Source organism: Pseudomonas sp. Pseusp15 (genome assembly GCF_059492165.1).
Genome location: NZ_CP168523.1, coordinates 2,963,567 through 2,988,591, shown reverse-complemented (window position 1 = coordinate 2,988,591; position 25,025 = coordinate 2,963,567). Strand labels below are relative to the sequence as shown.

At 56.0% G+C, this 25,025-nt stretch carries 25 protein-coding genes and 1 pseudogene; 13 read left to right on the top strand and 13 right to left on the bottom strand.

What is annotated here, in order from left to right; all coding sequences use genetic code 11:
* Positions 1-155: 155 nt before the first annotated feature.
* The 3 genes from ACEN8R_RS13305 to ACEN8R_RS13295 are packed head-to-tail and all read right to left on the bottom strand — an operon-like array spanning position 156 to position 2,839.
* Positions 156-800: a TetR/AcrR family transcriptional regulator gene (locus ACEN8R_RS13305; RefSeq protein ID WP_495624962.1), complete on the bottom strand. Its 645-nt coding sequence runs from the start codon at positions 798-800 to the stop codon at positions 156-158.
* A complete protein-coding gene (locus ACEN8R_RS13300; protein ID WP_018927973.1) occupies positions 787-1,638 on the bottom strand; it encodes a 3-hydroxybutyryl-CoA dehydrogenase in 852 nt (283 codons plus the stop codon). The genes ACEN8R_RS13305 and ACEN8R_RS13300 overlap by 14 nt, the downstream gene beginning before the upstream one ends.
* A 16-nt stretch (positions 1,639-1,654) precedes the next feature.
* On the bottom strand, positions 1,655-2,839 hold the full coding sequence (locus ACEN8R_RS13295; RefSeq protein ID WP_064617060.1) for an acetyl-CoA C-acyltransferase family protein: 1,185 nt from the start codon (positions 2,837-2,839) through the stop codon (positions 1,655-1,657).
* Positions 2,840-2,971: 132 nt separating this feature from the next.
* Between ACEN8R_RS13295 and ACEN8R_RS13290 the strand changes: the two genes are divergently transcribed.
* Together ACEN8R_RS13290 and ACEN8R_RS13285 are read left to right on the top strand one after the other, a co-directional pair.
* Positions 2,972-3,988 carry an AraC family transcriptional regulator gene (locus ACEN8R_RS13290; RefSeq protein WP_018927971.1) on the top strand — a complete coding sequence of 339 codons (1,017 nt, stop codon included), beginning with the start codon at positions 2,972-2,974 and terminating at the stop codon, positions 3,986-3,988.
* Positions 3,989-4,335: 347 nt separating this feature from the next.
* Positions 4,336-4,695 carry a VOC family protein gene (locus ACEN8R_RS13285; RefSeq protein ID WP_495624961.1) on the top strand — a complete coding sequence of 120 codons (360 nt, stop codon included), beginning with the start codon at positions 4,336-4,338 and terminating at the stop codon, positions 4,693-4,695.
* Between the two features lie 246 nt (positions 4,696-4,941).
* Here ACEN8R_RS13285 and ACEN8R_RS13280 read toward each other — a convergent pair whose 3' ends face one another.
* The 3 genes from ACEN8R_RS13280 to ACEN8R_RS13270 form a co-directional block, all read right to left on the bottom strand.
* Positions 4,942-5,616 (bottom strand): polysaccharide lyase family 7 protein, encoded by a 675-nt coding sequence (locus ACEN8R_RS13280; protein WP_026286569.1) that lies wholly within the window; start codon positions 5,614-5,616, stop codon positions 4,942-4,944.
* Between the two features lie 326 nt (positions 5,617-5,942).
* Complete coding sequence (locus tag ACEN8R_RS13275) at positions 5,943-6,671, bottom strand: XRE family transcriptional regulator (RefSeq protein ID WP_018927969.1); 729 nt, start codon at positions 6,669-6,671, stop codon at positions 5,943-5,945.
* Between the two features lie 184 nt (positions 6,672-6,855).
* Positions 6,856-7,632 carry an HD domain-containing protein gene (locus ACEN8R_RS13270; RefSeq protein WP_495624960.1) on the bottom strand — a complete coding sequence of 259 codons (777 nt, stop codon included), beginning with the start codon at positions 7,630-7,632 and terminating at the stop codon, positions 6,856-6,858.
* 104 nt (positions 7,633-7,736) lie between these two features.
* Between ACEN8R_RS13270 and ACEN8R_RS13265 the strand changes: the two genes are divergently transcribed.
* The gene (locus ACEN8R_RS13265) at positions 7,737-8,114 is read left to right on the top strand and encodes a c-type cytochrome (protein WP_495624959.1); all 378 of its coding nucleotides are present in this window, start codon (positions 7,737-7,739) and stop codon (positions 8,112-8,114) included.
* A gap of 291 nt (positions 8,115-8,405) precedes the next feature.
* Here the strand turns inward: ACEN8R_RS13265 and ACEN8R_RS13260 are convergent, their stop codons facing one another.
* Entirely contained in the window at positions 8,406-9,365 is a 960-nt protein-coding gene (locus ACEN8R_RS13260; protein WP_495624958.1) for a GlxA family transcriptional regulator, read from the bottom strand.
* 96 nt (positions 9,366-9,461) lie between these two features.
* Between ACEN8R_RS13260 and ACEN8R_RS13255 the strand changes: the two genes are divergently transcribed.
* The 6 genes from ACEN8R_RS13255 to ACEN8R_RS13230 all read left to right on the top strand — a co-directional run bounded on the left by ACEN8R_RS13255 (position 9,462) and on the right by ACEN8R_RS13230 (position 16,518).
* A complete protein-coding gene (locus ACEN8R_RS13255) occupies positions 9,462-9,917 on the top strand; it encodes a tautomerase family protein (protein ID WP_064617066.1) in 456 nt (151 codons plus the stop codon).
* A gap of 1,793 nt (positions 9,918-11,710) precedes the next feature.
* Positions 11,711-12,379, top strand: coding sequence for a GntR family transcriptional regulator (locus ACEN8R_RS13250; RefSeq protein ID WP_495624957.1), 669 nt, complete (start codon positions 11,711-11,713; stop codon positions 12,377-12,379).
* A 72-nt stretch (positions 12,380-12,451) separates the two neighbouring features.
* The gene (locus ACEN8R_RS13245) at positions 12,452-13,258 is read left to right on the top strand and encodes an ABC transporter substrate-binding protein (RefSeq protein ID WP_018930318.1); all 807 of its coding nucleotides are present in this window, start codon (positions 12,452-12,454) and stop codon (positions 13,256-13,258) included.
* Between the two features lie 12 nt (positions 13,259-13,270).
* Entirely contained in the window at positions 13,271-14,044 is a 774-nt protein-coding gene (locus tag ACEN8R_RS13240) for an amino acid ABC transporter permease (RefSeq protein WP_018930319.1), read from the top strand.
* 2 nt (positions 14,045-14,046) lie between these two features.
* Positions 14,047-14,826 (top strand): amino acid ABC transporter ATP-binding protein, encoded by a 780-nt coding sequence (locus ACEN8R_RS13235; RefSeq protein ID WP_018930320.1) that lies wholly within the window; start codon positions 14,047-14,049, stop codon positions 14,824-14,826.
* Between the two features lie 81 nt (positions 14,827-14,907).
* On the top strand, positions 14,908-16,518 hold the full coding sequence (locus ACEN8R_RS13230; protein WP_018930321.1) for a gamma-glutamyltransferase family protein: 1,611 nt from the start codon (positions 14,908-14,910) through the stop codon (positions 16,516-16,518).
* 259 nt (positions 16,519-16,777) lie between these two features.
* Here ACEN8R_RS13230 and ACEN8R_RS13225 read toward each other — a convergent pair.
* Positions 16,778-16,939 (bottom strand): annotated as a pseudogene (locus ACEN8R_RS13225) (DMT family transporter); the annotation flags it as partial.
* 79 nt (positions 16,940-17,018) lie between these two features.
* Between ACEN8R_RS13225 and ACEN8R_RS13220 the strand changes: the two are divergent.
* The 3 genes from ACEN8R_RS13220 (at position 17,019) to ACEN8R_RS13210 (ending at position 18,684) form a co-directional block, all read left to right on the top strand.
* Positions 17,019-17,174: a hypothetical protein gene (locus ACEN8R_RS13220; protein ID WP_155944828.1), complete on the top strand. Its 156-nt coding sequence runs from the start codon at positions 17,019-17,021 to the stop codon at positions 17,172-17,174.
* Between the two features lie 130 nt (positions 17,175-17,304).
* Positions 17,305-17,961 (top strand): HAD hydrolase-like protein, encoded by a 657-nt coding sequence (locus ACEN8R_RS13215; RefSeq protein WP_018930324.1) that lies wholly within the window; start codon positions 17,305-17,307, stop codon positions 17,959-17,961.
* Positions 17,962-18,114: 153 nt separating this feature from the next.
* Positions 18,115-18,684 carry a DJ-1/PfpI family protein gene (locus ACEN8R_RS13210; protein WP_192351830.1) on the top strand — a complete coding sequence of 190 codons (570 nt, stop codon included), beginning with the start codon at positions 18,115-18,117 and terminating at the stop codon, positions 18,682-18,684.
* A 557-nt stretch (positions 18,685-19,241) separates the two neighbouring features.
* Here the strand turns inward: ACEN8R_RS13210 and ACEN8R_RS13205 are convergent.
* The gene (locus tag ACEN8R_RS13205; RefSeq protein WP_064618400.1) at positions 19,242-20,183 is read right to left on the bottom strand and encodes a LysR family transcriptional regulator; all 942 of its coding nucleotides are present in this window, start codon (positions 20,181-20,183) and stop codon (positions 19,242-19,244) included.
* Positions 20,184-20,281: 98 nt separating this feature from the next.
* Between ACEN8R_RS13205 and ACEN8R_RS13200 the strand changes: the two genes are divergently transcribed.
* The gene (locus ACEN8R_RS13200; RefSeq protein ID WP_495624956.1) at positions 20,282-21,496 is read left to right on the top strand and encodes an MFS transporter; all 1,215 of its coding nucleotides are present in this window, start codon (positions 20,282-20,284) and stop codon (positions 21,494-21,496) included.
* 184 nt (positions 21,497-21,680) lie between these two features.
* Here ACEN8R_RS13200 and ACEN8R_RS13195 read toward each other — a convergent pair whose 3' ends face one another.
* The 4 genes from ACEN8R_RS13195 to ACEN8R_RS13180 all read right to left on the bottom strand — a co-directional run bounded on the left by ACEN8R_RS13195 (position 21,681) and on the right by ACEN8R_RS13180 (position 24,997).
* Positions 21,681-21,842 carry a hypothetical protein gene (locus ACEN8R_RS13195; RefSeq protein ID WP_018927603.1) on the bottom strand — a complete coding sequence of 54 codons (162 nt, stop codon included), beginning with the start codon at positions 21,840-21,842 and terminating at the stop codon, positions 21,681-21,683.
* Positions 21,843-22,191: 349 nt separating this feature from the next.
* Complete coding sequence (locus ACEN8R_RS13190) at positions 22,192-23,190, bottom strand: NADP-dependent oxidoreductase (protein WP_495625015.1); 999 nt, start codon at positions 23,188-23,190, stop codon at positions 22,192-22,194.
* A gap of 67 nt (positions 23,191-23,257) precedes the next feature.
* Positions 23,258-24,127 carry an alpha/beta fold hydrolase gene (locus tag ACEN8R_RS13185; protein ID WP_495624955.1) on the bottom strand — a complete coding sequence of 290 codons (870 nt, stop codon included), beginning with the start codon at positions 24,125-24,127 and terminating at the stop codon, positions 23,258-23,260.
* An 81-nt stretch (positions 24,128-24,208) separates the two neighbouring features.
* Positions 24,209-24,997 carry an SDR family NAD(P)-dependent oxidoreductase gene (locus ACEN8R_RS13180; RefSeq protein WP_019649210.1) on the bottom strand — a complete coding sequence of 263 codons (789 nt, stop codon included), beginning with the start codon at positions 24,995-24,997 and terminating at the stop codon, positions 24,209-24,211.
* Positions 24,998-25,025: the final 28 nt, after the last annotated feature.

Sequence of the window (25,025 nt, the reverse complement as noted above, 5' to 3'; positions counted from 1 at the left end):
CGCTGGAAGGTCAAAAGACCGCAGCCTTCGACTGTTCCGACGTCTGCCGGCTCAACCAGCAGGTATCCCCAGAAATGACAAAGCCCCGAATAATCGGGGCTTTGTCGTACGGAATCTGCTGACGACTCAGTTCGAGGAAGAGCCGCGTAGGCTTGTTATTTCGTAGTTGGCTGCTTCGTACTGTCGCCCGCGTTGGCAGTCGTCGCCCAATTACGCGTCTTTGGCGCCAATAATCGCTCGATGGCGCCACTCACCATGTTTTCCATCAAATTATCGCGCTCTTGTTCCTCCAGCGAATGTTGCATCAGCCAACTGGGCGCGCTATTGAGCAAGGCTGCAATGGCTCGACCCGCGGCCCGTTGCGCCGGTTCGCTCACGCGGGGTTTGGCTCCGAGCATCAGCAGCAATTTGCGTTCGTATTGCTCACGCAAGTGGCGAACCTGTTCCTGCTGCTCCTCGTTGAGGCAGCCACTGTCGCGCTCCGCCAGTCGAAAATGCCAGGGCATTTCCTGGTGCAGATTCAGGTGGGCGCGGATCAGGCTGTTGAGCCTGTCGCGTTTTGCCGGCGCCTGTTGTTCAAGGCGCCCCAAGGTTGCCAACAGCTCTTCGTAGAACTCCTCGATCAAGTCGAGCAGCAAGTGCTGTTTGCTGGGGTAATGGTGATACAACGAGCCTGGAGTGAGCCCCAGGCTTGTCGCCAGCTCACGCATGCCGACCTGACCGAAACCCTTGCTGGCAAACAGCTCCAGCACCTTGCCCCGGTACTCGGCAAACCGTGAGCAACGCTCAGGCATAGGCATGGAAGCCACGTCCCGTTTTACGCCCCAGGTAACCGGCGGCGACCATTTCCTTGAGCAGCGGTGCAGGGCGATATTTGCTGTCATTGAAGCCGTCGTAAAACGCTTCGAGAATGGCCAGCACCGTGTCCAGACCGATCAGATCCGCCAGAGCCAGTGGCCCGATCGGCTGGTTGCAACCCAGGCGCATGCCGGCGTCGATGTCTTCGGCGCTGGCCAGGCCTTCCTGAAACACCAGGATCGCTTCGTTGATCATCGGCACCAGAATCCGGTTGACCACGAAGCCCGGACGGTTGCCCGCGGTGATCGCGGTCTTGCCGAGGGTTTTTGCCATGTCCAGCGCCAGGGCGTGGGTGGCATCGCTGGTTTGCAGGCCACGAATCACTTCGATCAGGCCCATCACCGGCACCGGGTTGAAAAAGTGCAGGCCGATGAAGCGTTCAGGCCGGCTCACGCTGGCCGCCAGTTGGGTAATGGACAGCGATGACGTGTTGGAGGCGATCACGCACTCGGCGCTGACCTGCGCGGCGATCTGTTGCAACACGCGCAGTTTCAGATCGAGGTTTTCGGTGGCGGCTTCGATCACCAGTTGTACGCTTTGCAGGCTGTTGTAATCGGTACTGGTGCGAATCTTGTCGAGGGCGGCGAGCTTTTGCTCCTGCGTCAGCGCGTCCTTGGCGACCTGCCGATCAAGGTTTTTATCGACGGTCGCGATTGCCTTTTGCAGAGCGCTCTCGGAAATGTCGATCAAGGTCACGTTGAAGCCGGCCAGGGCGCAGACTTGCGCGATGCCATTGCCCATGGTGCCGGCGCCGATAACGCCAATGTTCTGTAGGTTCATGCGTATGTCCTTGTGATCAAACCCGTTCGAACAACACGGCGATGCCTTGGCCGCCACCGATGCACATGGTCGCCAGGGCATAACGGCCCTGACAGCGGTGCAGTTCATGAATGGCTTTGGTGGCGATGATCGCGCCAGTGGCGCCCACCGGATGGCCCAGCGAGATGCCCGAACCGTTGGGGTTGACCTTCTGCGGATCGAAGCCCAGCTCTTGCGCTACGGCACAGGCCTGGGCGGCGAAGGCTTCGTTGGACTCGATCACGTCAAGGTCGGCAACGGTCAGGCCGGCGCGCTTGAGCACCAAACGGGTGGCGGGAATCGGTCCCAGCCCCATCATTGAGGGCTCAACGCCTGCGTGGGCATAACCCACCAGTCGAGCCATGGGCTTGAGACCCTGTTCCTGAACAGTTTGACCGGTGGCCATGATCAGTGCGCCGGCACCATCATTGAGACCAGACGCGTTGCCGGCGGTGACGGTACCGTCCTTTTTGAAGGCGGGTTTCATGCGGCTCAATTGCTCGACGTTGACCTCAGCCCGTACATGCTCATCCGTCGCAAAGGAAACCGTCCCTTTGCGGGTCGCGACTTCGATCGGCACGATCTGCCCGGAAAAACGCCCCTCGGCAATCGCCCGGGCAGCACGCTGTTGGCTGAGAAGCGCCAACTCATCCTGGGCCTGACGCGTGATGCCATAGTGCTCGGCGATATTTTCAGCGGTGATCCCCATATGGAAACCGGCAAACGGGTCTTGCAGTGCGCCAAGCATGTAGTCGACGGCCTGCATGTCGCCCATTCGTGCGCCCCAGCGCGCCTGCGGCAACAGGTACGCGCCGCGGCTCATGGACTCGACGCCACCTGCCAGCGCAGCGCCCGCATCCCCCAGCATCAAACTTTGCGCGGCACTGACAATCGCCTGCAAACCCGAACCGCAAAGACGGTTGACGTTGAAGGCGGGAGTCTCTTTCGTCAGGCCGGCATTCATCGCTACGACCCGGGAGATGTAGGCATCGCGTGCCTCGGTCGGGATCACATGTCCCATCACCGCGTGGCCGATATGCTCGGGCGCCAGGCCAGATCGTTCGATAGCGGCGCGGCAAACATCGGTTGCCAACTGAATAGGCGGTACATCCTTGAGTGAACCGCCAAAGCTGCCGATGGCAGAACGGACGGCGCTCACTACAAAAATATCGGAATGGTTCATGTTGGCTCTCTTGAACAGGTCTTTTTTGTTGAGCACGAGTCTAGAATCAGCAGCGCCACTGGCCTATGCCAAAACTGTTCAAGGGTGATGGCGTTTTTTGCCATGTTCAGATGTGAGGAGAGAGGCATTCAAATGCGGGAAACGGATTCGGTGGCGGTTTACTTCATGTATCCCATGATCCATGCGTTGCGTGAGAAGCCGCAGCGTCTGCGGTCACTCCTTGAACAGGTGGGAATTGATCCGGCACTGATGGATCAGCCGACAGCACGGGTGCCGGCCACGGCTTTCGCCGCGTTGTGGCTGGCGCAGATTCGTGAGTTGAACGATGAATTTTTCCAGTTGGACTCCCATGGTATGCCGCCGGGCAGTTTTGCCTTGATCTGTCGGGCATTGATTCAGGAGCCGACGCTGGAAAAAGCCATGCGTCAGTGCCTGGCCAATTTCGCGTTGTTCCTGCGTGATTTTCGCGGCACGTTGAGTGTGCGTGGCAAGCGTGCGGTCATCAGCTTGCAGACCCGCTCGCAGAACAGCGAGGTCAGCCGGCTGGGCGAAGAAACGTTTCTGGTGTTGATGATCAGTCTGCTGTGTTGGCTGGGCGGGCGGCGAATTCCCATCGATCGTGCGGACTTTCGTCATCAGCGTTTGTCGCTGCGTGATGACGCCTTGCTCTGGGGGCCCAACCTGACCTTTGGTACCGAACACACCGAAATCGAGTTCGCCAGTCACTACTTGCGGCTGCCGGTGGTTCAGGACCTTGCCTCGCTGAAAGTGTTTTTGCGCACCGCACCTCAATGGCTGGTGATCCGCTTCCGAAACCAGCATGGGCTGGCATCGCAGGTTCATCAGCGCCTGCGCCATAGCCATTACAGCGAATGGCCGACCTTGCAGGACTTCGCCCTGGAACAGCACCTGAGCCCCAGTACCTTTCGCCGGAAACTGGGACGTGAGGGCTGTTCGTATCAGGAAATCAAGGATGAAGTGCGGCGCGGGGTGGCGTTTGAACGGTTGCGCCAGAGTAAGGCGAACATCAGTGATATTGCCGAACAGTTGGGGTTTCAGGAGCCGAGTGCGTTTCACCGCGCCTTCAAAAAATGGACGGGGGAGAGCCCGGGGCAATATCGTTTGCGGTTTCAAGGTCGGGATGATTGACCCATCCGGGAAGTCTTCTTGTGGTCTGTTTAGTTCGAGACGTGTTGAGCATTGCGCTCGGATATCTGCCTCAACCGAGAACTTCTCGGCGCCCAGCGCGGTGCTCTTGGTTGCTTCCTTCTCGCGCTTCCTGCGCAGCTTGTTGCGTACGTCGGTGGTCGTGGCGAACTTAATGCCGTAGAGGTCGTCGCTCTCCGGAGGCGGCAGAAGGTTGTCGTATTGGAACTGAGCCTGCGTAGTACTGACATGGTCGCCTCCAGAGTGACGGGATGAGTTGGACGGTGGCGAGTTGAGGATTTACGTCTAGGATAGCTAGTTGCTTTGAGAGACCGACCAGGGAGGGTGATATGAAGCCAGCAATCAATGCGGTGATCATTTATGCGAAGGATGTCGCGAAAACATCTGATTTCTACACTCGGCATTTTGGGTTTACCGCATTGCCGGAGCTCAATGGCATCACAGAACTGACTTCGCCAGCAGGTGGCGCCAAGCTACTTCTGCACAAGGCGGCCAAAGGCCTAAAGAACGGTCAGGCGTGCGTCAAAATCGTTTTTGACGTGGATGACGTCCAGGCTTTCAAGGAGACCTCTGCAGAAAAGGGGCTGCTTTTTGGCCCGACACACGAGGCAGAGGGATACAGTTTTTCCAATGCCAAAGATCCAGACCAAAATAATGTCAGTATTTCCAGTCGTGCATTCAGGTCGTGAACTGATCCAAAACCACTCGGCTGCACTCATCTGTTCCGTATGCATCGGGGGGATCTGCGCGAGGTCGTCACCTCTGGCTCTGCCTGCGCCGGTCTCTGCCCGGCGTACTCAGTGGCTGGCCTGATTACCGGTCAGGTGCCTGCTTTGCTACAGATCACACTCCGATGCGCTCTCATTGAGAGGGGCGGGCAGTTATCGTCAGGCTGACGTGACGCTGGTTGTCTTGCTCGCACGAAATGCGCGATTTCAGAGGTGGGTGATGGAAAGGTCGCTGATGATGCAGACCGAACCGTCTTGCGGGTCAGTGGTGTCGGAGTAATCGATCTGGTTGTACACACCGCCGTGGAAGGCGAGAGTTTTCGTGTCCCAGGTGTTGTCGAGGCGCATGATTGCAGAGGTGGATTTGACGCCATTACAGCTCGCCGAGACGGATACAGCGCCGCTCGAATTGGCGTGAATGTTGATTTTGAAAAGTGCACCGAGTGGCACGTCTTCCAGAATCGTCGTGTTCACCGGGTCTTCCTGGAGATAGCTCGACCGAAATCCCATCGTGATTCGGCCTTTGTTCCAAAACACTTTTACAGGTGGCCTTTCCGAACCCTGAACATGAATCTGGCTGATCACAACCTTCTGCAGTGAGTTGACCTTCGTGACTCGCATTTCTTGTCGGTTCCAGTGGTCAGCAGCGCTGGCGAACAACCAATAGCCCGGCTCTTTCCACTCGCAGCGCGTCCGCAGGGTGCTCTTGCTCGAAGCACCGAGCGTCGGCGCCGTCATTTGCAGCGAGCCATCTGGAAGCATCGAAACAACTTCCGGGCATTCAAGCAGTGCCCGCCAGCCGATCAATTCAAGCGCGATCGGGTTGGTGTCGGAGATTGGAAGCGGTGTAGCGATTGTGTAGTTGCTGATGTCTACGGTCATGGTCATTTCCCTATTTCATTTGATGTCACCCTTTGCTCAGTTGAGCCTTACGTTTGGTGCTGCTGGGCCAGTGATGCGTTGGCTTGAATTGAAATATAGGTATTCCCGTAATTTATGTCAATGGGCATTCCCATAATTCAGCCGCTCCCACATTCCTATGGAGAGGGGGTCTGTATTTGGTGAGATTGGATGCGCTGAAATTCTTCTTGGGAGTGCAGCCACGCGCAGTACGACGAACGCCTCAAGCTCGTCCAGGCATTGAGGAGTGGCGTCCAGCAGAGCGTGTGTTCTGCCAAGGCTGCAACCGTTGGAGCCAACTCAGCCCTTCAACGCGAATACATCGCCCACCAGAACACATGCCCCAGAATTGAAATCTGCTGCTCCTGGATTTGCTGGAACGTGTAGTCCTCGTCCGGATGTTCGTCTCGGTTGAAGCTTCGCAGGCGAATTCCGGTGGGCGTGCGGTACACCTGTTTGACCCTTAGCTGGCCGTGGTGGTTGATCGCGTACATCTCGCCGTCGACGATATCGCTCAATGTGTTCTTGCCAACGTTCACGCCAACCGTGGCGCCGTCGCGCAGCACCGGCAGCATGCTGTTGCCGCTCACCGCAACGCACTTCGCGTTGCTGAACTGAACGTTGTTGTGGCGAAGGTCTTTCTTGAAGAAGCGCAGCCTGGCGCTGGTGCTTTCGGCAATCGCGAATCGGCCGGAGCCCGCTGCTAACTCCACTTCCTGGAGAAATGGCACGTAAACCTCGTCGTCATCGAGCGGGGTTTCGTCATCCCATGTCTCAATGTCTGACATTGCCACGTTTGGTTGAGTGCGCTCAGCGGTTACTGCAACACCTTTGAGCATGTCGCCACTGCCTTCAGCGAGCCACATAGGGGAGACACCACAGACCGAAGCAATCTGAGCAGCAAAGGCTGTCGCCTTCGATTTGCCGCGCTCAAGGTCGGAAATTGATGTCTGCGTGAGGCCGGCGCGCTCGGCAAGCTCGGTCTGGTTTAGACCGGCATGGCGACGGGCGATTTTGAGTCTTTCTTTAAATTCCATCCGCGAAGTATTACGGGCGCTCCCATACTCTTGCAAATCGGTATTCCTATAATCATGTGGTATGGGTGTTCCCGTATGGGCGGTCCCCCCCAAAGCGCTCAATGTCTGGAAGCAATGCGCGCCGTGCAACGACCACAAGTCCGGTAGCGTTGTGATCACCACAGCCTGGGTGGGCTCACTAAATTCAGAGCCGCATCATTGGCAGTGGGCTCAATGGGTTCGTTAGCAGTCGTTTGAGCGAAAGCTGAACTAAGCGAATGTGAAATCCTGCATCAGGAAAGGCCGAGAATATCTCACGTCGCTTCTGTCGTGAGAGTCCAAAAGTAACCGCACCACGGGAGACGTCGACCCAATCGGCTTTGCGAAATACCTCTGCTAGGTTCTGTGGATCGCGATGGGACCGAGTTATTTTATGGTGGTTGCGAATGATCAAGATAATTTCTTGCGCCCAATCCAGCTTGTCGATTTCCTGAAGGAAGTCTTCTGCCAATTGCTCTGAGGGGGGCAAATAATCAAACGTCTTGGCCGTCCATATACCAAGATCATGAAATACCCCGGCCAAAACTATCTTTTCTAGATTCACAGCGTCCAGCGTACTGAGCGAGCAACAAAAGTTGATGACTCGGTACACATGATTTCGGTATCCGGTGAAGTCATTGCCGAGGTTTCCGGCATAGCGCTGAAGCAGTTCGTCCAGCAGCTCAATTTTGGTGAGCACTGTTCCATCCTCCTTGTTTGGAGGGGCTACTTTATAGGCTTGGATGCCTTGCATAAAGGCGCCCAGTGGAGAATGCGAAATTGCACTCCACTTGAACACCCGTTTGCATCGACCTGACCAGTCATTTGCATTCGTTCTGACCACCGATTGCTTCGGATTCGAGCAGCATGCTTTGCAACCATGTACGGCAGAGAACGGCCAGAAGCGGTCAGCGGGATGCGCCTGGAAAACGAGTTGATTCAATGGGCATCAGAAATGACAGTGCGTGCGGACACGATGGCTGATATCTTTCCTGCGCACCAAATCGCCTCCAGTCGGCGCTGATCCCATCAAGGAAGATAGAAACAATGAAAGTGTTACTCATCGCTTCGCTAGGAATTGCATCGCTAATTCAAGCATCACTATCCTTCGCGGATAATGTTAATGGAAAAAATCTCTATTTACAGCGATGCAGCATGTGCCACGGAGTAGATCTTAAAGCAACAGGACCATTGGCTAATAAAAGCAATCCTCCTACGCCTGATCTAACAACATCCGCTTTCAAAAAGCGATTAAATGATTATCCGGGCGTAATTGTATCATCGATAATACTTCGTCCAAATGGAGACTTGATTCCAAGAACGTTGCGAGAGAATGGTGTAAAGCTATCGCCGTACGCTTGGAGGATTAAAGATCTACGCGATTTAAATGAATACATGGGTGGTGTGATTTCAAAGAGTCGATGATTTTAGAGATGAGAGGCAGGCACAGAAATTTAAATGCCATTTCAGGTTTTAGGGCTTGTGGGGCAATGCCGGTGAGTCAGTCGGCCTCGCGCGGGCACATCGATAATGAACAATCTCCGATTAATACAAGCTCGGGTGGCTCTTCGCATCAAGCAGCAGTCGGCTGCGGTCGTGACAGGCAAGTAACGGCCAATTGCAGCCCTTCGCGACTGGCAGCAAACGGCCAATATTGAACTGCCTGAGTCGCGCGCCAAATCGGATAATTGAATTAAAAAAAAATCGTCGCAGCAGTTAACGCAGTTGCCGAGGTGTTGCGTTCAGCATTTTTTTCATCAGTCGCCGCAGGGATGTGGGATCTCTGTATCCAACTTGTTCGGCAATGGTGTCGATTGAGTATTTACTGTTTGCCAGCAGTTCCCGGGCTTTATTGGCCTGGACACGCTGGATCAGCCGCAACGGGCTATATCCGGTGGCCTTGTGGATGTGTCGAGACAAGGTCCGCTCTGACAGACCAAAGTCGGATGCGAGTGTGCTGACGCTGATAATCGCCGGTAGCGAGGCTTCAATATGAGCCGTCAATTGTGCGATCAATTCGTTCCCCTGAGCCATCATTGCCGGAACCATAAAAGGCGATTGCAGTTGCCGACCATCGATCAGTAGCGCCCGAGCAACGCCATCTGCCAAAGCTGGGGAGAAATGGCTTCGCAGAAGATGCAACATCAGATCGCTATGACCTAGCGCTGCACCCGCAGTAATCAACGGCGGATCGAGGATTACCATGCGCTCGGCATCTACCTGGCACTCCGGCGCCCACTGCTGGAGTAAGGGTGCCATCCACCAAGAAGTGGTTACACAGTGCCCAGCGAGCAGGTTTGCAGCCTGCAGCACGAATACCGCAGAACATGATGCGGCTACGTTACCCCCGGCCTGCACGTGCGCGCGTAATGCCGGAACCAGCAGAGCAATATCCGCCTGTTGTAATCGGTGCTCGATCATGGGGGCGTCAGCCACTCCGATGCCGGGGATGATCCAGCAAGAGCGGTCATCAGGGTTGATAGCCAAGGGCTGAACCGCAATCTGCATACCGTGGCCGAGCGTCACGCAATCCGTGTTCACCCCACAGACTTGCCAGCGAGGTACAGCGGAGCCCAGTCCCTGGGCGAGTACGGCCGCCGTTGAAAGGATATCCAGAGTCAGTGCGACACTGGAGGCAAAGGCGCCTGGAACTACCAGAATCGTGAAGTCATTCATTGGCTGATTATGCACGAAAGATGTCAAATCGGTCGCTGGTTGCAGTGGTCGAGGGCTGACTTAATAACGCTTCCATTTCATCGAGCGTTAACCCTTATGCCAAATATCCTGATCAAGGTGCCTCAAGGTTCTTTTACTTGCGAACAACGGGCACTGCTGTGCGAAGAGATTACGAAAGTGGCCATCGCGGTCGAGCAAATCGGCGACGATCCACGTCAACGGGGCCTGTGCTGGACTCTCATTGACGAAGTGGCTTCTGGCTCCTGGACATGCGGCGCAGTGGATATCAGCGCTCAAGCCATCCCCTGCATTGTGCAGGTTAAGGTCCCCGGCGGTGTGCTGAATGAGGCCATGCGAAGCGACTATGTGCAGCGTTTGCATCAAGCAGTAACCCGGTCGCAAGCAGCGGACGACCAGCGGATCATCATGACTTCGATCATCCTTGATGAAGTCAGAGATGGCTTCTGGGCAGCCAACGGAGCGATTTGGCATTTGGCCGATTTCATTCAGGCGGCTGGGTACCGACATCTGCAAGGGCAGGCGGAGCAGTAAGGCATTACAGCTCGCAGGACATTTGTCGCACCACTGCGAGTGGTTGCTATAGGGCGTTTTCAGTCGGTCGCGGCCGGCTGAAAACGGCCATTTCCGGTCAACCGTGACAGATACAAACTCGCCAGCAGGCCTTGCTGCGGCTCCAGATTTTTGCCTGGAGTGGGGGACGAGCATATCGGATTAACATTCCAACATTCTCAATGTCACATCTATCACATTTCATGTCGCAGATAATTGAGAACCAGCGACAGAGTCACGAGATATCACAAAGCCTTTACTGTCAAGCCCGAGTGAGTCGTCGCATAACTTAGAAGTTATGCGACAGTTTTTTAACGCCGCTACACCAGTATCAAAGCGCAAGGTCAATCGTAAAAAGTGAACTCACTCATCTTGAACGCTGCGCCCACGGCCACCCCTAAATTCATAAGTTCGTTAGTCATCATCAGCCATATGACCATGCGAGGGGTGTATTGCCGCTTACCTCACGTAAATTCCCGAGACGGCTCCCCATTAATATGTATGGCTTGAGTGAGGCAGTAGCCGCGATTTCTGACTGCGCGAAAGAGATGCCGTCCTCCTGCGTTTTTCTTGAATTTTATTTGCAGTCTACTCAAACTCATCTCCAGACCGCGATAGAGTTCAGGATCTCTCCCAATACTGCTAATTAGCTCTGCTCTACTGATTACGCGTTCCTCCTTGAGGAGCATGTTTTTTACAATGATGCCCTCAATATTTGTTAAGTGTATTTGAATGACGTCGTCGAATAATATTCTATTATTTATATCGAGCTTCCAGCATTGAGGGCGTTGAAGTGATGTCTCTGCAAATTTTGTCATGGTTTCTGATTATAAAATTCATGAATGCAACAAAAAACAAATCGCAAAAACATTACTTATTTTTGTCTTCCGCAATGTAGTTCTAGGGGCGTATTTTTAAGTGTGAGTTCTATTAGGGTGAGTGCACGGTAGGTCGTGGGTTTTCAGTAATATATTTGTAGGTTGGACATTAAGCGCTTACTAATGGAATTAGTTTTTTAAAACTCTTAATTATCCAGATTCAACGTTGAAGCAGGTAATCGTAGGATGTATCGATCAGCCGTGGCTTGATCGACCGCTCACTCATTGTCTCTTCTCCATTCGTGGGAAATGCGTGGATTTCTCCATAGGTGTTTCGCACCCGTGAGAGCCCTGGGCTTGCTGCGCAGGCTTGAGGAGGAGTTTATAGGCAGGGCGCGCGCCAGCCTTTCATTTGGCGACAGCGCTTTTTCATTTCATGACAAACCATAACCTTTGTTTGATCTGACAATGCACATAGCATTGTTTGAGTCAGTTTTTGCGTGGTGGTCATGCCCCTCTCCAGACGTACCAATATGTCATCAGTGGTGTGCAAATTCGCGGATGGGGTCTGAGAGTACGAAATCCTGAGGGGTCAGCTTTGGGCCATTCTCTGCCGGTCATGTCCGCGAAATGCGCTGGTCAGATCCGTTGCAAATGACAGGTCAGGCCGAATGTAAATGGGTGGGCAAGTCTGTGCAATTACTCAGAGAACGCGCCAAGGGCTTTGGGGGTATTCGGCGAAATGATTTGTTACCTGGGTACCATTTTTCACCCATTTGGGGCGCACTGGGCCATTTCGTAGCGCACGGTGAGTACCACGCTGATCTATAGATCAGCATCTCTTGAGTCGAAAATCCTTTCCAATTAAGCGCTTGAAGCAGTGCTACGCAGCCTGGCACGGTTTCTGCTTTTTTGAATCCATGGATAATTGGATACAAAACTGCAAAAGGTGACTTTATGCAATTCGCTCCCGCTTACATTGAGCGTCTGCCCCTGACCGCCGAGGAGGAGGCTTACAACTTTCTGCTGGAAGCGATCTGCGGCGGTCGTTACCGCAAAGGCGACCGGTTGATCGCCGAGGACATCGCCACTGAGATCGGCATGAGCCGCATGCCGGTGCGCGAAGCCTTCCGACGCCTCGATGCTCAAGGCCTGGTGACCTTGCGGCCTAACCGCGGGGCGATAGTCAGCGGCCTGAACATCGACGAACTGCACGAAGTCTTCGAGATGCGCAGTGCCCTCGAGGGCCTGGCCATCCGCGTCGCCGTAGCCAAGATCGGTGAGCGTCAGCTGGCGGCTCTGGAACGCATGCTGGACGAGATGGATGACTACCGCGACGAAAGCGCGGAATGGGTCAGCCGTCATCGGGCTTTCCATGAATACCTGTGCAGCCTCAGCGGCCGTCCGCGTTTGATGAAGCAAATCTCGGCCCTGTACTCGTTGATCGAGGCGCCCATGCGCCTGTGGCTGCAACACGGTGAAAAGCCCTTGAGTGCCCGCCAGGAACACGCGGTGATCCTTGATGCCATTCGCTCAGGCGATGCCGACCAGGCCGAGTCGGTGGTGCGTCAGCACATCGAGGGCACAGTGCCGGCGCTGATTCAGTTCCTGCAATCGGAAAAATAGAATCGGGCTCGAGCCCGACCGTGTGTTGACTTTGAGTACTGCCCCGTTACTAAACAACTGGAGTGTCTGGTCATGCATAAACGCCGTGTGTTGCTTGCTGCTGTATCCCTGGGACTCTGCGCACAGTGGGCGTTCGCCACGCCCCAAGTGCCGGAACGACTGCAAAAGGCCGAAAAACTCACGTATTGCTCGGGCATGGACTCGCCACCCTTGGTGTCTTTCGATGAGGCGCAAAAAGCCAGGGGCCTGACTGTCGATCTGGGGCTGGAAATCGCCAAACGGCTCGGAGACAAACCGGTGCAATGGCGGGTCATTCCATTCTCCGGGTTGCTGCCGGCATTGCTCGCCCAGCAGTGCGACATGATCGTTGATCAGCTGTTCGACAAGCCCGAACGCCGGGAAGTGATCGACATCGTCAACTACATGTATTCCAGCCAGTCAGTGGTCGTTCCCAAAGGCAATCCCAAGGGCATCAAAACCCTGGATGGACTGTCTGGGCACAAGGTGGCAGTGCTCAATGGCTCCACGATCAAAACCTTGTTGGACGCCGAGAATGAAAAGCTCACCAAGGCTGGCAAGACACCGATGAAACTGGTGGTTTACAACAGTGATACTGACGCCTTCCAGGCGCTGCGTATCAGTCAGGTGGACGCTTACGGCACCACCGTAGAAACAGCAGGTTACTACGCCGCAATGGCGCCTGATTTATTCGAGGAGGGGGTGCCAGCCTTCAGCCGGATTCTCACGGGTTTAGGGACCCGCAAGGATGATTCCCAGCTCACCACCGCAGTACAGCAGATCATCAGTGACATGCGCAGTGACGGCAGTTATGTGCAGTTGTTGAGCAAATGGCATGTTTCCAGCGACACACTCGACTGAGGCGAGCGCTCGATGAATTTCAATTGGGATGTGTTCTGGCAATACCTTTTGCAGCCCAGCGGGGTGTACCTCACTGGGCTCTGGTTGACCTGCCTGATCAGTGTGCTGGCAATGGTGTTGGGCTGCGTGCTTGGGCTGGCAGCGGCGCTGATGCGTCTGTCGCGCAACCCGTTGCTCAACCTGCCGGTACGGTTCTATGTGTGGCTGATGCGCGGCACTCCGCTGTTGGTGCAAATCGTTTTTCTCTATACCGCATTGGCGGCCGGCGGCATCTTCCGTTTCGAGGACGTGGAACTGTTTGGTTTGGTGGTGCCGGGCAATATTCAGGCAGCGATCATCGCCCTGGGCCTGAACGAAGGTGCCTACATGGCCGAGATCATTCGTGCCGGGATCGGCGCTGTCGACAAGGGACAGTATGAGGCTGGGCGTTCGCTGGGCATGACCTTCGCCAAAATGATGCGGCGTATCGTTTTGCCTCAGGCGTTCCGGGTCATCGTTCCGCCGTTGGGCAACGAATTCAACGTGATGCTCAAGAATACGACGCTGGTCAGCGTGATTGGCGTGCAGGAGTTGCTGCTGAGTACGCAAATGGTCACGTCGGCGACATTCCGGGTATTTGAACTGTACCTGGTGGTGGCGATTTATTTCCTGCTGCTGACCACCCTCTGGGGTTTCTTCCAGCGTTGGCTGGAAGCGCGTTTCGGACAGTCCGATCGACCCGCACCGCCAGCGGCCGGCAGTCGCATGTTTGGCCGCGGCACGCTCAAATTGCTGAGAGGGCGTTAAGCATGGCGCACAAAAGTGAAGAACTGATTATCGAGGCCCTGGACATTCATAAGTCTTTTGGCGACCTGGAGATTCTCAAGGGGATTTCCTTGCAGGTGCGGCGCGGTGAAGTGGTGGTGTTGATCGGTGCATCGGGTTCAGGCAAGACCACCTTCATTCGCTGCATTAATCTGCTGGAGGACATTCAAGGCGGGCGCATACGCGTCAACGGTCGCTCCATGGGGTATCGCGAGCGCGCCGACGGCAGCCTGGTGCGCGACTCCGAGCGCAACATCGCTCGCCAGCGTCGGGACATCGGCATGGTCTTTCAACGTTTCAATCTGTTCCCCCACATGACCGCGCTGGAAAACATCATTGAGGCACCGATCCAGGTGCTCGGCGTGCCACGCGCCGAAGCGTTGGAACAGGCCCGGGCCTTGCTCGCCCGGGTCGGCCTGGCGGACAAGGCCATGCATTACCCGTCGATGTTGTCCGGTGGACAGCAGCAGCGCGTGGCGATCGCCCGGGCGCTGGCGATGAAACCTCAAGCCATGCTGTTCGACGAGCCCACCAGCGCCCTGGATCCGGAAACCGTCGGCGAGGTCCTGCAGGTGATGAAGCAGTTGGCCGATGACGGCATGACAATGGTAGTGGTCACCCATGAAATGGGTTTTGCCCGGGAAGTCGCTGATCGCGTGGTGGTTCTCGATCAGGGCGAACTGATTGAGCAGGGTCCGCCGGAGCAGATCTTCAGTCGACCGACACACCCGCGAACTCGGGCCTTTCTCAGCCGCGTGCTGTGACCTTCTCAGTCAGGGTTTTTTACCCGGCAATGGAACCGGATACCTGCGGCCATTGAATCTTTGTTTGGAAGAGCTTTTGCCATGTTGAAATTTTCTGCCCACGAATATCCCTATCCGTCGCAACGTCAGAGTGTGTTTGCCCGCCGTGGCATGGTCGCGGCTTCACAGCCACTGGCCGCCGAGGCCGGCATCGAAATCATGCGCAACGGCGGCAATGCCATTGATGCCGCGATCGCTACAGCGGCGGCGCTAACGGTAGTTGAACCCACCGGCTGCGGCTTGGGCGGCGACGCCTTTGCTCTGGTCTGGAGCAAAGGCCAATTGCACGGACTGAACGGCAACGGCCAAGCGCCGGCGGCACTGACGATCGATGCAGTCAAGGCGTGTGGTCACGAGCGGATGCCGCTTTATGGCTGGACGCCGGTCACGGTGCCCGGTTGTCCTTCGGCCTGGGCGGAGTTGTCCAGACGGTTCGGCAAGCTGCCCTTTGCCGAGTTGCTGCAGCCCGCGATCATTCTGGCCCGGGAGGGCTTCCCAGTGTCGCCGGTGGTCGCCCGACAATGGCAGACTGCTCTGGATGAATTCAGCCCCCATCGAGACCCGGTGCTAGACGCCTGGTTCGACACGTTCCTGATTGATGGCCGTGCGCCAAAGGCCGGTGAATTATTCCGCAACCCGGCGCAAGCCCGAACGCTGGAAGAACTGGCGGACAGCGCTTGCGAAAGCCTCTATCGCGGCGCTCTGGCTCAGCGGCTGGATGCCCATTCCCGCGCCACCGGCGGCTACCTGCGAGCCAGCGACCTGCAGGACTATCGCGCCCAATGGGTGGACCCGATCAGCATCAATTACCGCGGCTACGATGTGTGGGAAATCCCTCCAAGCGGGCAAGGATTGGTGGCCCTGATGACCCTGAAAATCCTTCAGGGTTTCGACTTCGATCACCGAGACAGCCAGCAGACCTGGCATCGTCAATTGGAAGCCATGAAGCTGGCCTACAGCGATGGCCTGCATTACATCACCGATCCGCTGCACATGCGTGTGGCGGTGGCTGATCTTCTCAGCGACACCTATAGCAGCCAACGCCGTGAACAGATCGTTGATCAGGCTCAGCAACCTGATCCCGGCGATCCTCACGCCAGCGGTACGGTGTATCTGGCCACGGCAGATGCGCAGGGCAATATGGTGTCCTTCATCCAGAGTAACTACCACGGCTTCGGTTCTGGCGTGGTGCTGCCAGACAGCGGCATCGCCTTGCAGAACCGTGGGCAGGAATTCAGTCTCGACCCTGACCACGCCAACTGCCTGGCACCGGGCAAAAAGACCTTCCACACCATCATTCCTGGCTTCATCAGTAAAGGTGACGCGCCGGTGGGACCGTTCGGTGTCATGGGTGGCTATATGCAGCCCCAAGGCCATGTGCAGATGGTCATGAACCTGGTGGATTTTGGTCTCAATCCTCAAGCTGCGCTGGATGCACCGCGATGGCAATGGCTGGGAGGCATGAAAGTCGGCATCGAGCAGGGGGCGTCGAGGGACTTGGCCGCTTCGCTGGCCCGGCGCGGACATAAGGTTCAGGTCGATTGCGACCTGATCAACTATGGCCGAGGGCAGATCATCATCCGCGACCCGGACACCGGTGTGTTGTGCGGCGGCACCGAGCCGCGGGCCGATTCCCATATTGCTGTGTGGTAACGGGTAGCTGAAAACAAACGAAGACGACTCGGTCTCTTCTGCGTGAAAAATACGCTGTGCATCCGTGCGCGGAACTGATGCACAGCGTGGCCTCGCGTGTTCTCTAGCCTTCTTCGACTGGACGTGGTTGGGGCGCGGTAGGTTCAGTGGAGATTGCTGGGGCTTAGAGGGGCTGCTCGCTCGCATCCCCAGAAACGACAAAGCCCTGAAAACACTTCAAAACCACTGATTGCTAAAGCAATCAGGATCCGAAAATAGCTCACTCGGTCGAAGGGACGGATGCTTTGCTGCCCAAGCGGATCAGCTCATTGGAAAAACACAGGCCGACGATGATCAGTACTGCCCCTGCGTACAGGCTTTCGCGCGGTACTTCATTGAGCACCACAAACGTCAGCAGCGCGGCGAACAACGGCTCGGTCAGCATTGCATTGATGACGATCCCTGTCGCTGATTTGTCGTTCGATAGAATGCCGCCCCACATCGATGGGACGTTTACTCCCATGCATCGCCGTGAAGGAGTGCTGAAGCGGATGGTTGAGGTGATTGCGGGTGGCGAGAAAAACGACTTTGGCCTTGGCAATCATCGGAATATGCTCGGCGAGCTCGATAAATCAAGTCAAGGCCTTGAAGGTAGTCAGATACGGCAACAGCGTTAAGCCACTTACTCCTTCCGGGCAGATTCCGGAGCAGGGATAATGCGCCTTTCCCACCAATCGGGTGAATCAATCGCCCACCACAAGCAGTCGCCTGGACTCGGCTGCCACCACTACAGGAAGGAGCTTTTACATGTCATACCGGCTTGCCATTTTCGACTTTGACGGCACGCTCGCTGATTCCTTTCCGTTCTTTGTTTCAGTGTTCAACCAGGTTGCTGACAGACACGCATTCAGTCGAATTCACCCGCAAGAGTTGGACGGTTTGCGCAAGCAGGGGGCTCGGGAGATCATGGCTCATATCGGAATGCCTCGCTGGAAGTTGCCTCTGGTGGCGCGAACCTTCATGAGCTTGATGAAGAAACATCGAAGCTCGATCCCACTGTTCAATAACATTGCAAATACCCTCGCCCATCTTGACGAGAGAGGACTGATTCTGGCGGTGGTATCTTCTAACTCCCAAGAAAATATCAAGCAAATTTTGGGCTCCAGCTGTCAACATATCCGGGCCTTCGAGTGCGGCGCCTCCATTTTCGGCAAGGCGTCTCGCTTGCGCCGGGTCATGCGCAAATTCGACGTGGCGCAAGAGGAAGTTATCTACATCGGCGACCAACCTACGGATGGTGAAGCAGCAGCGACTGCCGGTATCGCCTTTGGTGCGGTCGCCTGGGGGTATGGAGCATATGATGCATTCCACAGTCTTCAGTCCCATGAGTGGTTCGCCGATGTGAGCGAATTACGGCGACTGGCAGGAAGTGATACGCACCTTGAGTCATCCGCAAGTTTATAGGCTTGACCATTGAGTGGCGATTTCAGTCGATTTCAACAATCAGCCTCTGGCCGAAAGCTGTCAGTGGTGAGGGGAAACTTTCGACCCAAGGCAGCCGTTGAGACCTATGTGTTGTCGCTTTATGTTATTCGTTTTCATGGAGGATTCTGACTGATGGCACGCGTGGGATTGATACTGACACCCGGTTTTGCGGACTGGGAATATGCTTTCATTGCAGGAACCGCATCCCCGTTCTACGGGATCGACGTTAGGTTTTTCGCCTCTACTACGGGACAGTTCCGCTCGCAGGGTGGATTGGCAGTAACTGTGAATTGCAGCTTGCAACAATGCCTGGACTGGAAACCGGACGTTGTTGTCGTCATCGGTGGAATGATCTGGGAACGTGCAGATGCACCGGATATTCGGGACTTTCTTCATACTAGTCGTTCAAGTGGCGCGACAATTGCCGGTATCTGTGGGGGAACGCTGGCACTTGCGAGAGCCGGGCTTCTCGACACGGTTTCTCATACCTCGAACAGCGCTGACTTTTTACAACAGAATGCCGCAGGTTATGAAGGGTCCTCGCTTTATCGAAGCAGTCCAGTAGCTGTGGTTGCTGACCGCATCATAACTGCGCCAGGTCCTGCACCCGTTAGCTTTACCTGCGCAGTGTTCGAAGCTGCCGGGTTATCTTCAGAGATCATTTCTCAGTTCAGGTCAATGTTGGCAGCAGAACACAGGTGACCGCTTCGTCCTGAAAAAACAGCCAACCAGGTGATGTGCTCGAGTGTCCGCTCTTGGCCGATTCTGTTGAAAAAGTCGGCTTCGGTTTCCACGGCAGAAAAGTACGTGCCTGAGATTTAAATCTGTGTTTTGGGCAGAAGGTTCAGGACTCGGATTTCGAGTAGCAGCGCGCAAAATAGGCGTTTTCAGCGGTCAGTATGCAGGCCGTCTGGAAGAACCGACTTTTTCAACAGAATCGACCGAGGCTGTGTAAAAACGGTTTAGAGCAGGTTTGACAGTCAGAACCAGAACGAAAAGCGCGTTCCTACGCAAATTTCAGGTCCGCTGACCCACCAACCATTGGCAGATTTTACGTAGCGACGCAGACTTCAAAACCGTGTCTGCGTTTTTACACAGCCTGGACCCATAGCGGACGCTCCAGCAGCCAGTCAGATGTGTCTACGAGACCAGAGGGCTATTCAACTTACTGGAAATTGTCTGCCCCCGACCTAGGCAACCTCATTGCGCACTTGACGGCAACTCTTATCCGGTATGGCGTGGCTTACAACCTCCTAACATCAGGCATTAGGTACTTTAAGGTCGAACAACAGCTCATCGGTTGCGCGATCAAAATGGTCGGTAAGGAAATCCAGCAATACACGCACGCGGGGAATCCGGTAACGATTGCCGTGTAATACCGCGTAGACGCCGGCCTCTCGGACACAAAAGTCAGGTAACAGCACCTTCAGTCGTCCAGCACGGATATCGGCTGCCGCATCCCAAATGGTCTTGCGTGCGATGCCATGTCCAGCCAACGCCCATGCGCGCGCGAGGGCGCCGTCGTTGGTTTCCCATGCCTGGCTCATGGGAACGGTGTGGTTCCATTCCTGACCATCCACCACAAAGTGAAAGGTGTTCAATGGACCTGCAGACGTCACCAGCACGATGAACTTGTGGCTAGGCAAGTCAGTAGGGGTTTGGGGTTCACCGTATCTCGCCAGATAATCAGGCGAAGCGCACAGTACTCGCCAGTTGGGAGCCAACTGCCTGGCGATCATCGAGCTGTCATGTGGCTGTCCAAACCGGATTGCCAGATCGACATCGTCCTGCACCAGATTTGACACCGAGTCCGACAACGTCAGCGCGACGTACAGTTCCGGGTGCAATGTACTGAATGTCTCAAGCCAGTCATTTAAAAGATTGCGGCCAAAATCGGCAGATGCGGATATCCGTACCTTGCCACGCACCTCTGTTTGACTGGCTTGAAGCCCCGCTTCCGCCTCATCGATAGCCCGCAATGCGACCCAGCATTGCTGCAAATAAAACCGACCTTCTTCCGTGAGGCGCAACTGACGCGTTGTGCGATCAAACAACTTGGTGCGCAGCGCCGCCTCAAGCTTGATAAGTCGCGCGCTGGCCGCGGCCGGCGACAGCGCCAGTTTGCGCCCTGCGGCAGACAAGCTGCCGAGTGCTGCCGCTTCGACAAACAAACGCATGTCGCCCAATCGGTCAGTAGCCATATTCAATTCAAATTTGATGGTTCATCAAATGGTAGACCAATTATCAAATCCGTAGCAATTCATCACACTCACGTCTCCCACTCCTCTGAGCACAGGTCATGACCGGCAAATCGCAATTTGAAAATGGCTCTTTCACGACATCGGGCAATACCGGATACCTCGCTACTGGGCGTCTCCCATTGGCGGCCCTGTTGGCGCTGACAATGGGGAGCTTTATCGCCACCGCCAACGAAACGGTGCCAGCAGGACTTTTGCCGCAAATCGCCGAGGCATTTGGTGTGTCGCAAGCGTGGGCTGGTCAGATGGTGACCCTATGTGCACTGGGCTCAGGGTTAGCGGCTATTCCATTGACTCTCGCGTTGCAGGGCTGGCGTCGGCGCTTGGTGCTATTACTGGCTGTCGGGGTGTTTTGCGTCTGTAATGCGGTGACCGCTCTGTCGCCCTGGTTTTCATTGACGCTGGCTGCCCGCTTCATGGTGGGTATCGCAACCGGTCTGGCCTGGAGCCTGCTGGCCGGCTATGCCAGACGATTGGTCGCCCCACAGCAGCACGGTCGCGCAATGGCGCTGGCCATGCTCGGCATCCCTTTGGCACTAGCCCTAGGCGTACCGCTAGGTGCCTGGCTCGGCAAGCTGCTGGGATGGCGTTGTGTGTTTGGGACTCTCTCAGGACTCAGCCTTTTGCTGATGGCCTGGATATATCTGAAAGTGCCTGATTATCCCGGACAACGCTCCGATCGACGCTTGCCGCTACGCAGGGTCCTGCAAACCCCAGGCGTGCGGCCCGTGCTGGCGGTGGTCATGCTCTGGATCCTGGCCCACTACACCCTCTATACCTATATTGCTGCGTTCCTGGCTTCTGTTGGATTGGCCGATCAGATAGATCGGGGCCTCCTTTCATTCGGTATTGCGGCCTTGTTCGGTCTATGGATGATTGGCACGCTGATTGATGACAGGCTTCGGAGTCTGGTACTGCTCAGCCTGACAGCATTCATCCTGGTTTCGTTTGCCCTGGGCTTGGGTGACCTGCCCGTCAGTGCGATCTATATCGGCATCGTCCTGTGGGGGATGAGCTTCGGTGGTGCGCCAACCTTATTGCAAACCTCCTTGGCTGATGTTGCCAGTGACGGCGCCGATATTGCGCAATCAATGTTGGTGACCGTCTTCAATCTGGCGTTTGCAGGCAGTGGTGTGATCGGCGGCATTTTCCTGGAAACATGGGGGGCAGGTGCTATTCCCTGGGTAGCGCTGGCATTGTTGTTACCAGCGCTGTTGATTGTTTCGATAGCCAAGGGGCATGCTTTCAGGCGTTAACTACTGCCGAGGCGTTGAGGATTTATCAACCCTAAGAGGGTGGGCAGAGGTGATGCCACGACGGGATCGTGGCGAGCATGATGATGCACGGTCGGGTGGGAATTATCGAGTCGCGTTGAGTGGCTGCTTCTGGCCCGAAAGCTTCAAAAAAAGCCCGGACTTAGCCGGGCTCGTTAAAAAAAATTCAGCGCGAATCCACCTCTTTCGCGATCTCGACGGATGATTTTTCCCTGCGCCTCTGAAGCCAGCTATAGAACGCATGTACCGGATGGAGGACGGCAGTAAGCACGCCAAGCAGCAGGATGATGAAAATGATGATCAGCGGGATGCTTTCGTGCGAGAACATGGTGGGTTACTCCTGTATTCACTATGTCGGAACCCACAGGCTAGACGCATAGAACAATGTTTTTGATGAACGTATATTCATCCTCGGGTTCGTCAATTGTGCTACGGAGAGAGTCGCCAAACTGATTATGAATGTGCTTTGTACGGTGGCTGTGGCGAGGCCGAGATCTACTGCTTAAGCATCAAACTGCGCCATAGGATCACAGTTGGTGCTACAGGCACGACGTCCGTTTGCTGCGCTTCCGGTTTCGGCAACTCTAGTGTCGTCAACTCGCTCAGCCCGGATGAAGAATGCTGGCGTGCTAAAAGTTTGTCGGGCTCTTCGGTCGACTCATCGATAGGCGGCTTAGTCATTTGATCGAAACAACGACCTTGCCTTTGGCTCGTCCCTGCTCGACATACTTCAACGCCTCTGCCGTTGATTCAAAGGGGAAGGCGCGGTCAATCACCGGTTTGATGATGCCGGCCTCGATGAGCGCGGTTATTTGTTGCAGTTGGGCGCCGTTGGCCCGCATGAATACAAACCTGTAGCTGACGTCTTGCTTGCGGGCCTTGCGCCGAATACCGAGGCTCAGCAGGCGCATGACTTGTTGCAATGGCCAGGACAAATCTTGCTCCTGTGCGAACTGCGCAGTGGGTGGCCCAGAGATGGAAATGAGCTGGCCACCTGGCTTGAGCACCTTGAGTGACTTCTCCAGGACATCGGCGCCGAGACTGTTCAACACTACGTCGTAGTCGTGCAAGACACTTTCGAAGTTCTGCTGTTTGTAGTCGATCACCAAATCGGCCCCCAATGCCTTCACCCATTCGACATTCGCTGTGCTGGTGGTTGTAGCGACAAACGCACCGAGGTGTTTGGCGAGCTGGATGGCGAGGGTGCCGACGCCGCCGGAGCCGGCGTGAATCAGCACTTTCTGACCCTTTTTCAGTTGGGCGGTTTCGACCAGCACTTGCCAGGCGGTCAGTGCAACCAAGGGGAGGGACGCGGCTTGTGCCATGCTGGTATTGGCAGGTTTCAGGGCGATCGCGTTCTCGTTCACGGCGATCAATTCGGCGAACGTGCCGATCCGCGCTTCCGGTGGGCGAGCGTACACTTCGTCTCCCGGTTTGAAGCGTGTCACCTTCGAGCCCACCTCAATCACGACGCCTGCCAGATCGTTACCCAGGATCAACGGAAATGAGTAGGGCAGGATCAGCTTGAATTCGCCTTTGCTGATCTTCGAATCCAGTGCGTTGACGCTACTGGCGTGTACCTCGATCAAAACGTCGTGGGCACTCACTGCGGGGGCGGGCGCTTCGCCAATCCGCCCGGGGTTCTTGCCATAGCGATCAATTAGAAATGCTTTCATCGTGGTGCAGCTCTTTTCGGTTGTAAGGAGGGTAGCCGGTGTGTTGCGGCGTTGCTGTGCCGTGTTGTCAGGCATCGAGGAACGCCTGTGCCTTGGCCACAAAGTCAGCGTGGTGTTGGAAAATACCGCCGTGCCCGGCATCCTCATAAATCACCAGTTGTGCGTTGGGGATACGCTTTGCCAGTGCACTCGAGTTAACGCTGGGCACCATGATGTCGTTGTCGCCGTTGACGATCAGCGTCGGCGTCCGCAAGCGCCTGAGGTCTTGTGGCGCCTGTTTGCCCCACGCGGTGATGGCTTTCAACTGCCGCAGGAAAGCGCTGGGCGTCGGGCCCTTGTCTCGATTTTTTTTGCGTGCTTTCAGACGTTGTAAATACTGCGAGGCGGATCGACGGCCATTGGGCGTCGAAGTAAAGAACAGGTAGAACTTCGGATCGCGCCAGGTCAGCAAGCCTTTGAGCATCAATGGCCATGTCACCGAGCCTACCTTGTCGATACCGCTGCCGCCGGCTGGTCCGGTGCCGGTCAGAATCAAACGCCGAACCAAATTAGGTGCCTTCAGGGCGATGTCCTGAGCGACGAAACCGCCGAGGGAGAAACCGAGCACATCAACGGTTTCCAACCCCAGCGCATGGATCAGCTGGATGGCATCGTCAGCCATTTCGCCGACGGTCAGTGGTGCGCTTCCACCAGAGCCGCCGATGCCGCGATAGTCGGTGGTAATGACGCGTCTGGTTTGTGCAAGGCCATCGATGATCGCGGGGTCGAAGTTGTCCAGCACCGCGCCCCAATGGTTGAACAGTACGAGGGGCACACCGGTTGCTGGGCCGGTATCGCGATAGGCAAAGGGAATGCCGTTGACCGTGATCGACTGGTTCGTCGCGTTGATGAACGACGTCTGTGAACCCGAGGGCGTACTTGTCTGCGTTGAATTCATTGCTACTCCGGACAGTGGCCGGGTTCGATGCAGTGCCCTGCGCCTGCATCGAATCCGGCGCGAATGCTCGCTACCAAAAGATCACGGTTGGGTCTGGTAGCGCTGGGCGACTGCAGACTGGCGGATTTGCCCCAGCAGGCCCTGACGTGCGCTCTGCAGCTCATCCCAGCGTTCCGCTTCGTGCAGCGGCGGGATGGTCACCGGTTCGCGACGATCAAAACCGACTAGAGCGGCATCCACCAGATCGCCCACTTCCATGATTTCGCTCAAGGTATTGATGTCGACGCCGGAGCGATCCCAGATTTCCGTGCGGGTGGCGGCGGGCAGCACGGCCTGCACGTAGACGCCCTGAGGCGAAAGTTCCAGGCTCAGGCCCTGGGAAAGGAACAGCACAAATGCCTTGGTCGCACCGTAGACCGTCATGCCGAACTCCGGCGCGAGGCCCACCACCGAACCGATGTTGATGATCGCGCCGTCGCCTGCCTTGGCCAGGCGTGGGGCGATGGCGCTGGCGAGCCGCACCAGCGCCGTGGTGTTGAGGGCGACCAGTTGCGCAACGCTGTCGGTGCTTTGGTCGATGAAGTTACCGGACAGCGCGGCGCCGGCGTTATTGACGAGGATGCCGATGCGGGCGTCGTCGCGCAGGCGGCTTTCAACGGTTGTCAGATCGCTGAGTTGGGTCAGGTCCGCCGCAATGACATCGACGGCGACGTCGTGTTCGCTGCGCAAGCGCGCTGCAAGTGCATCCAGGCGCGCCTGATCGCGGGCGACCAGTACCAGATCGTGGCCGCGTTGCGCGAAGCGCTCGGCGTAGACCGCGCCAATGCCGGTGGAGGCGCCAGTGATGAGAACAGTAGGGCGAGTGCTCATGGGTTATCTCTCTTTCAGGATGTGAGAA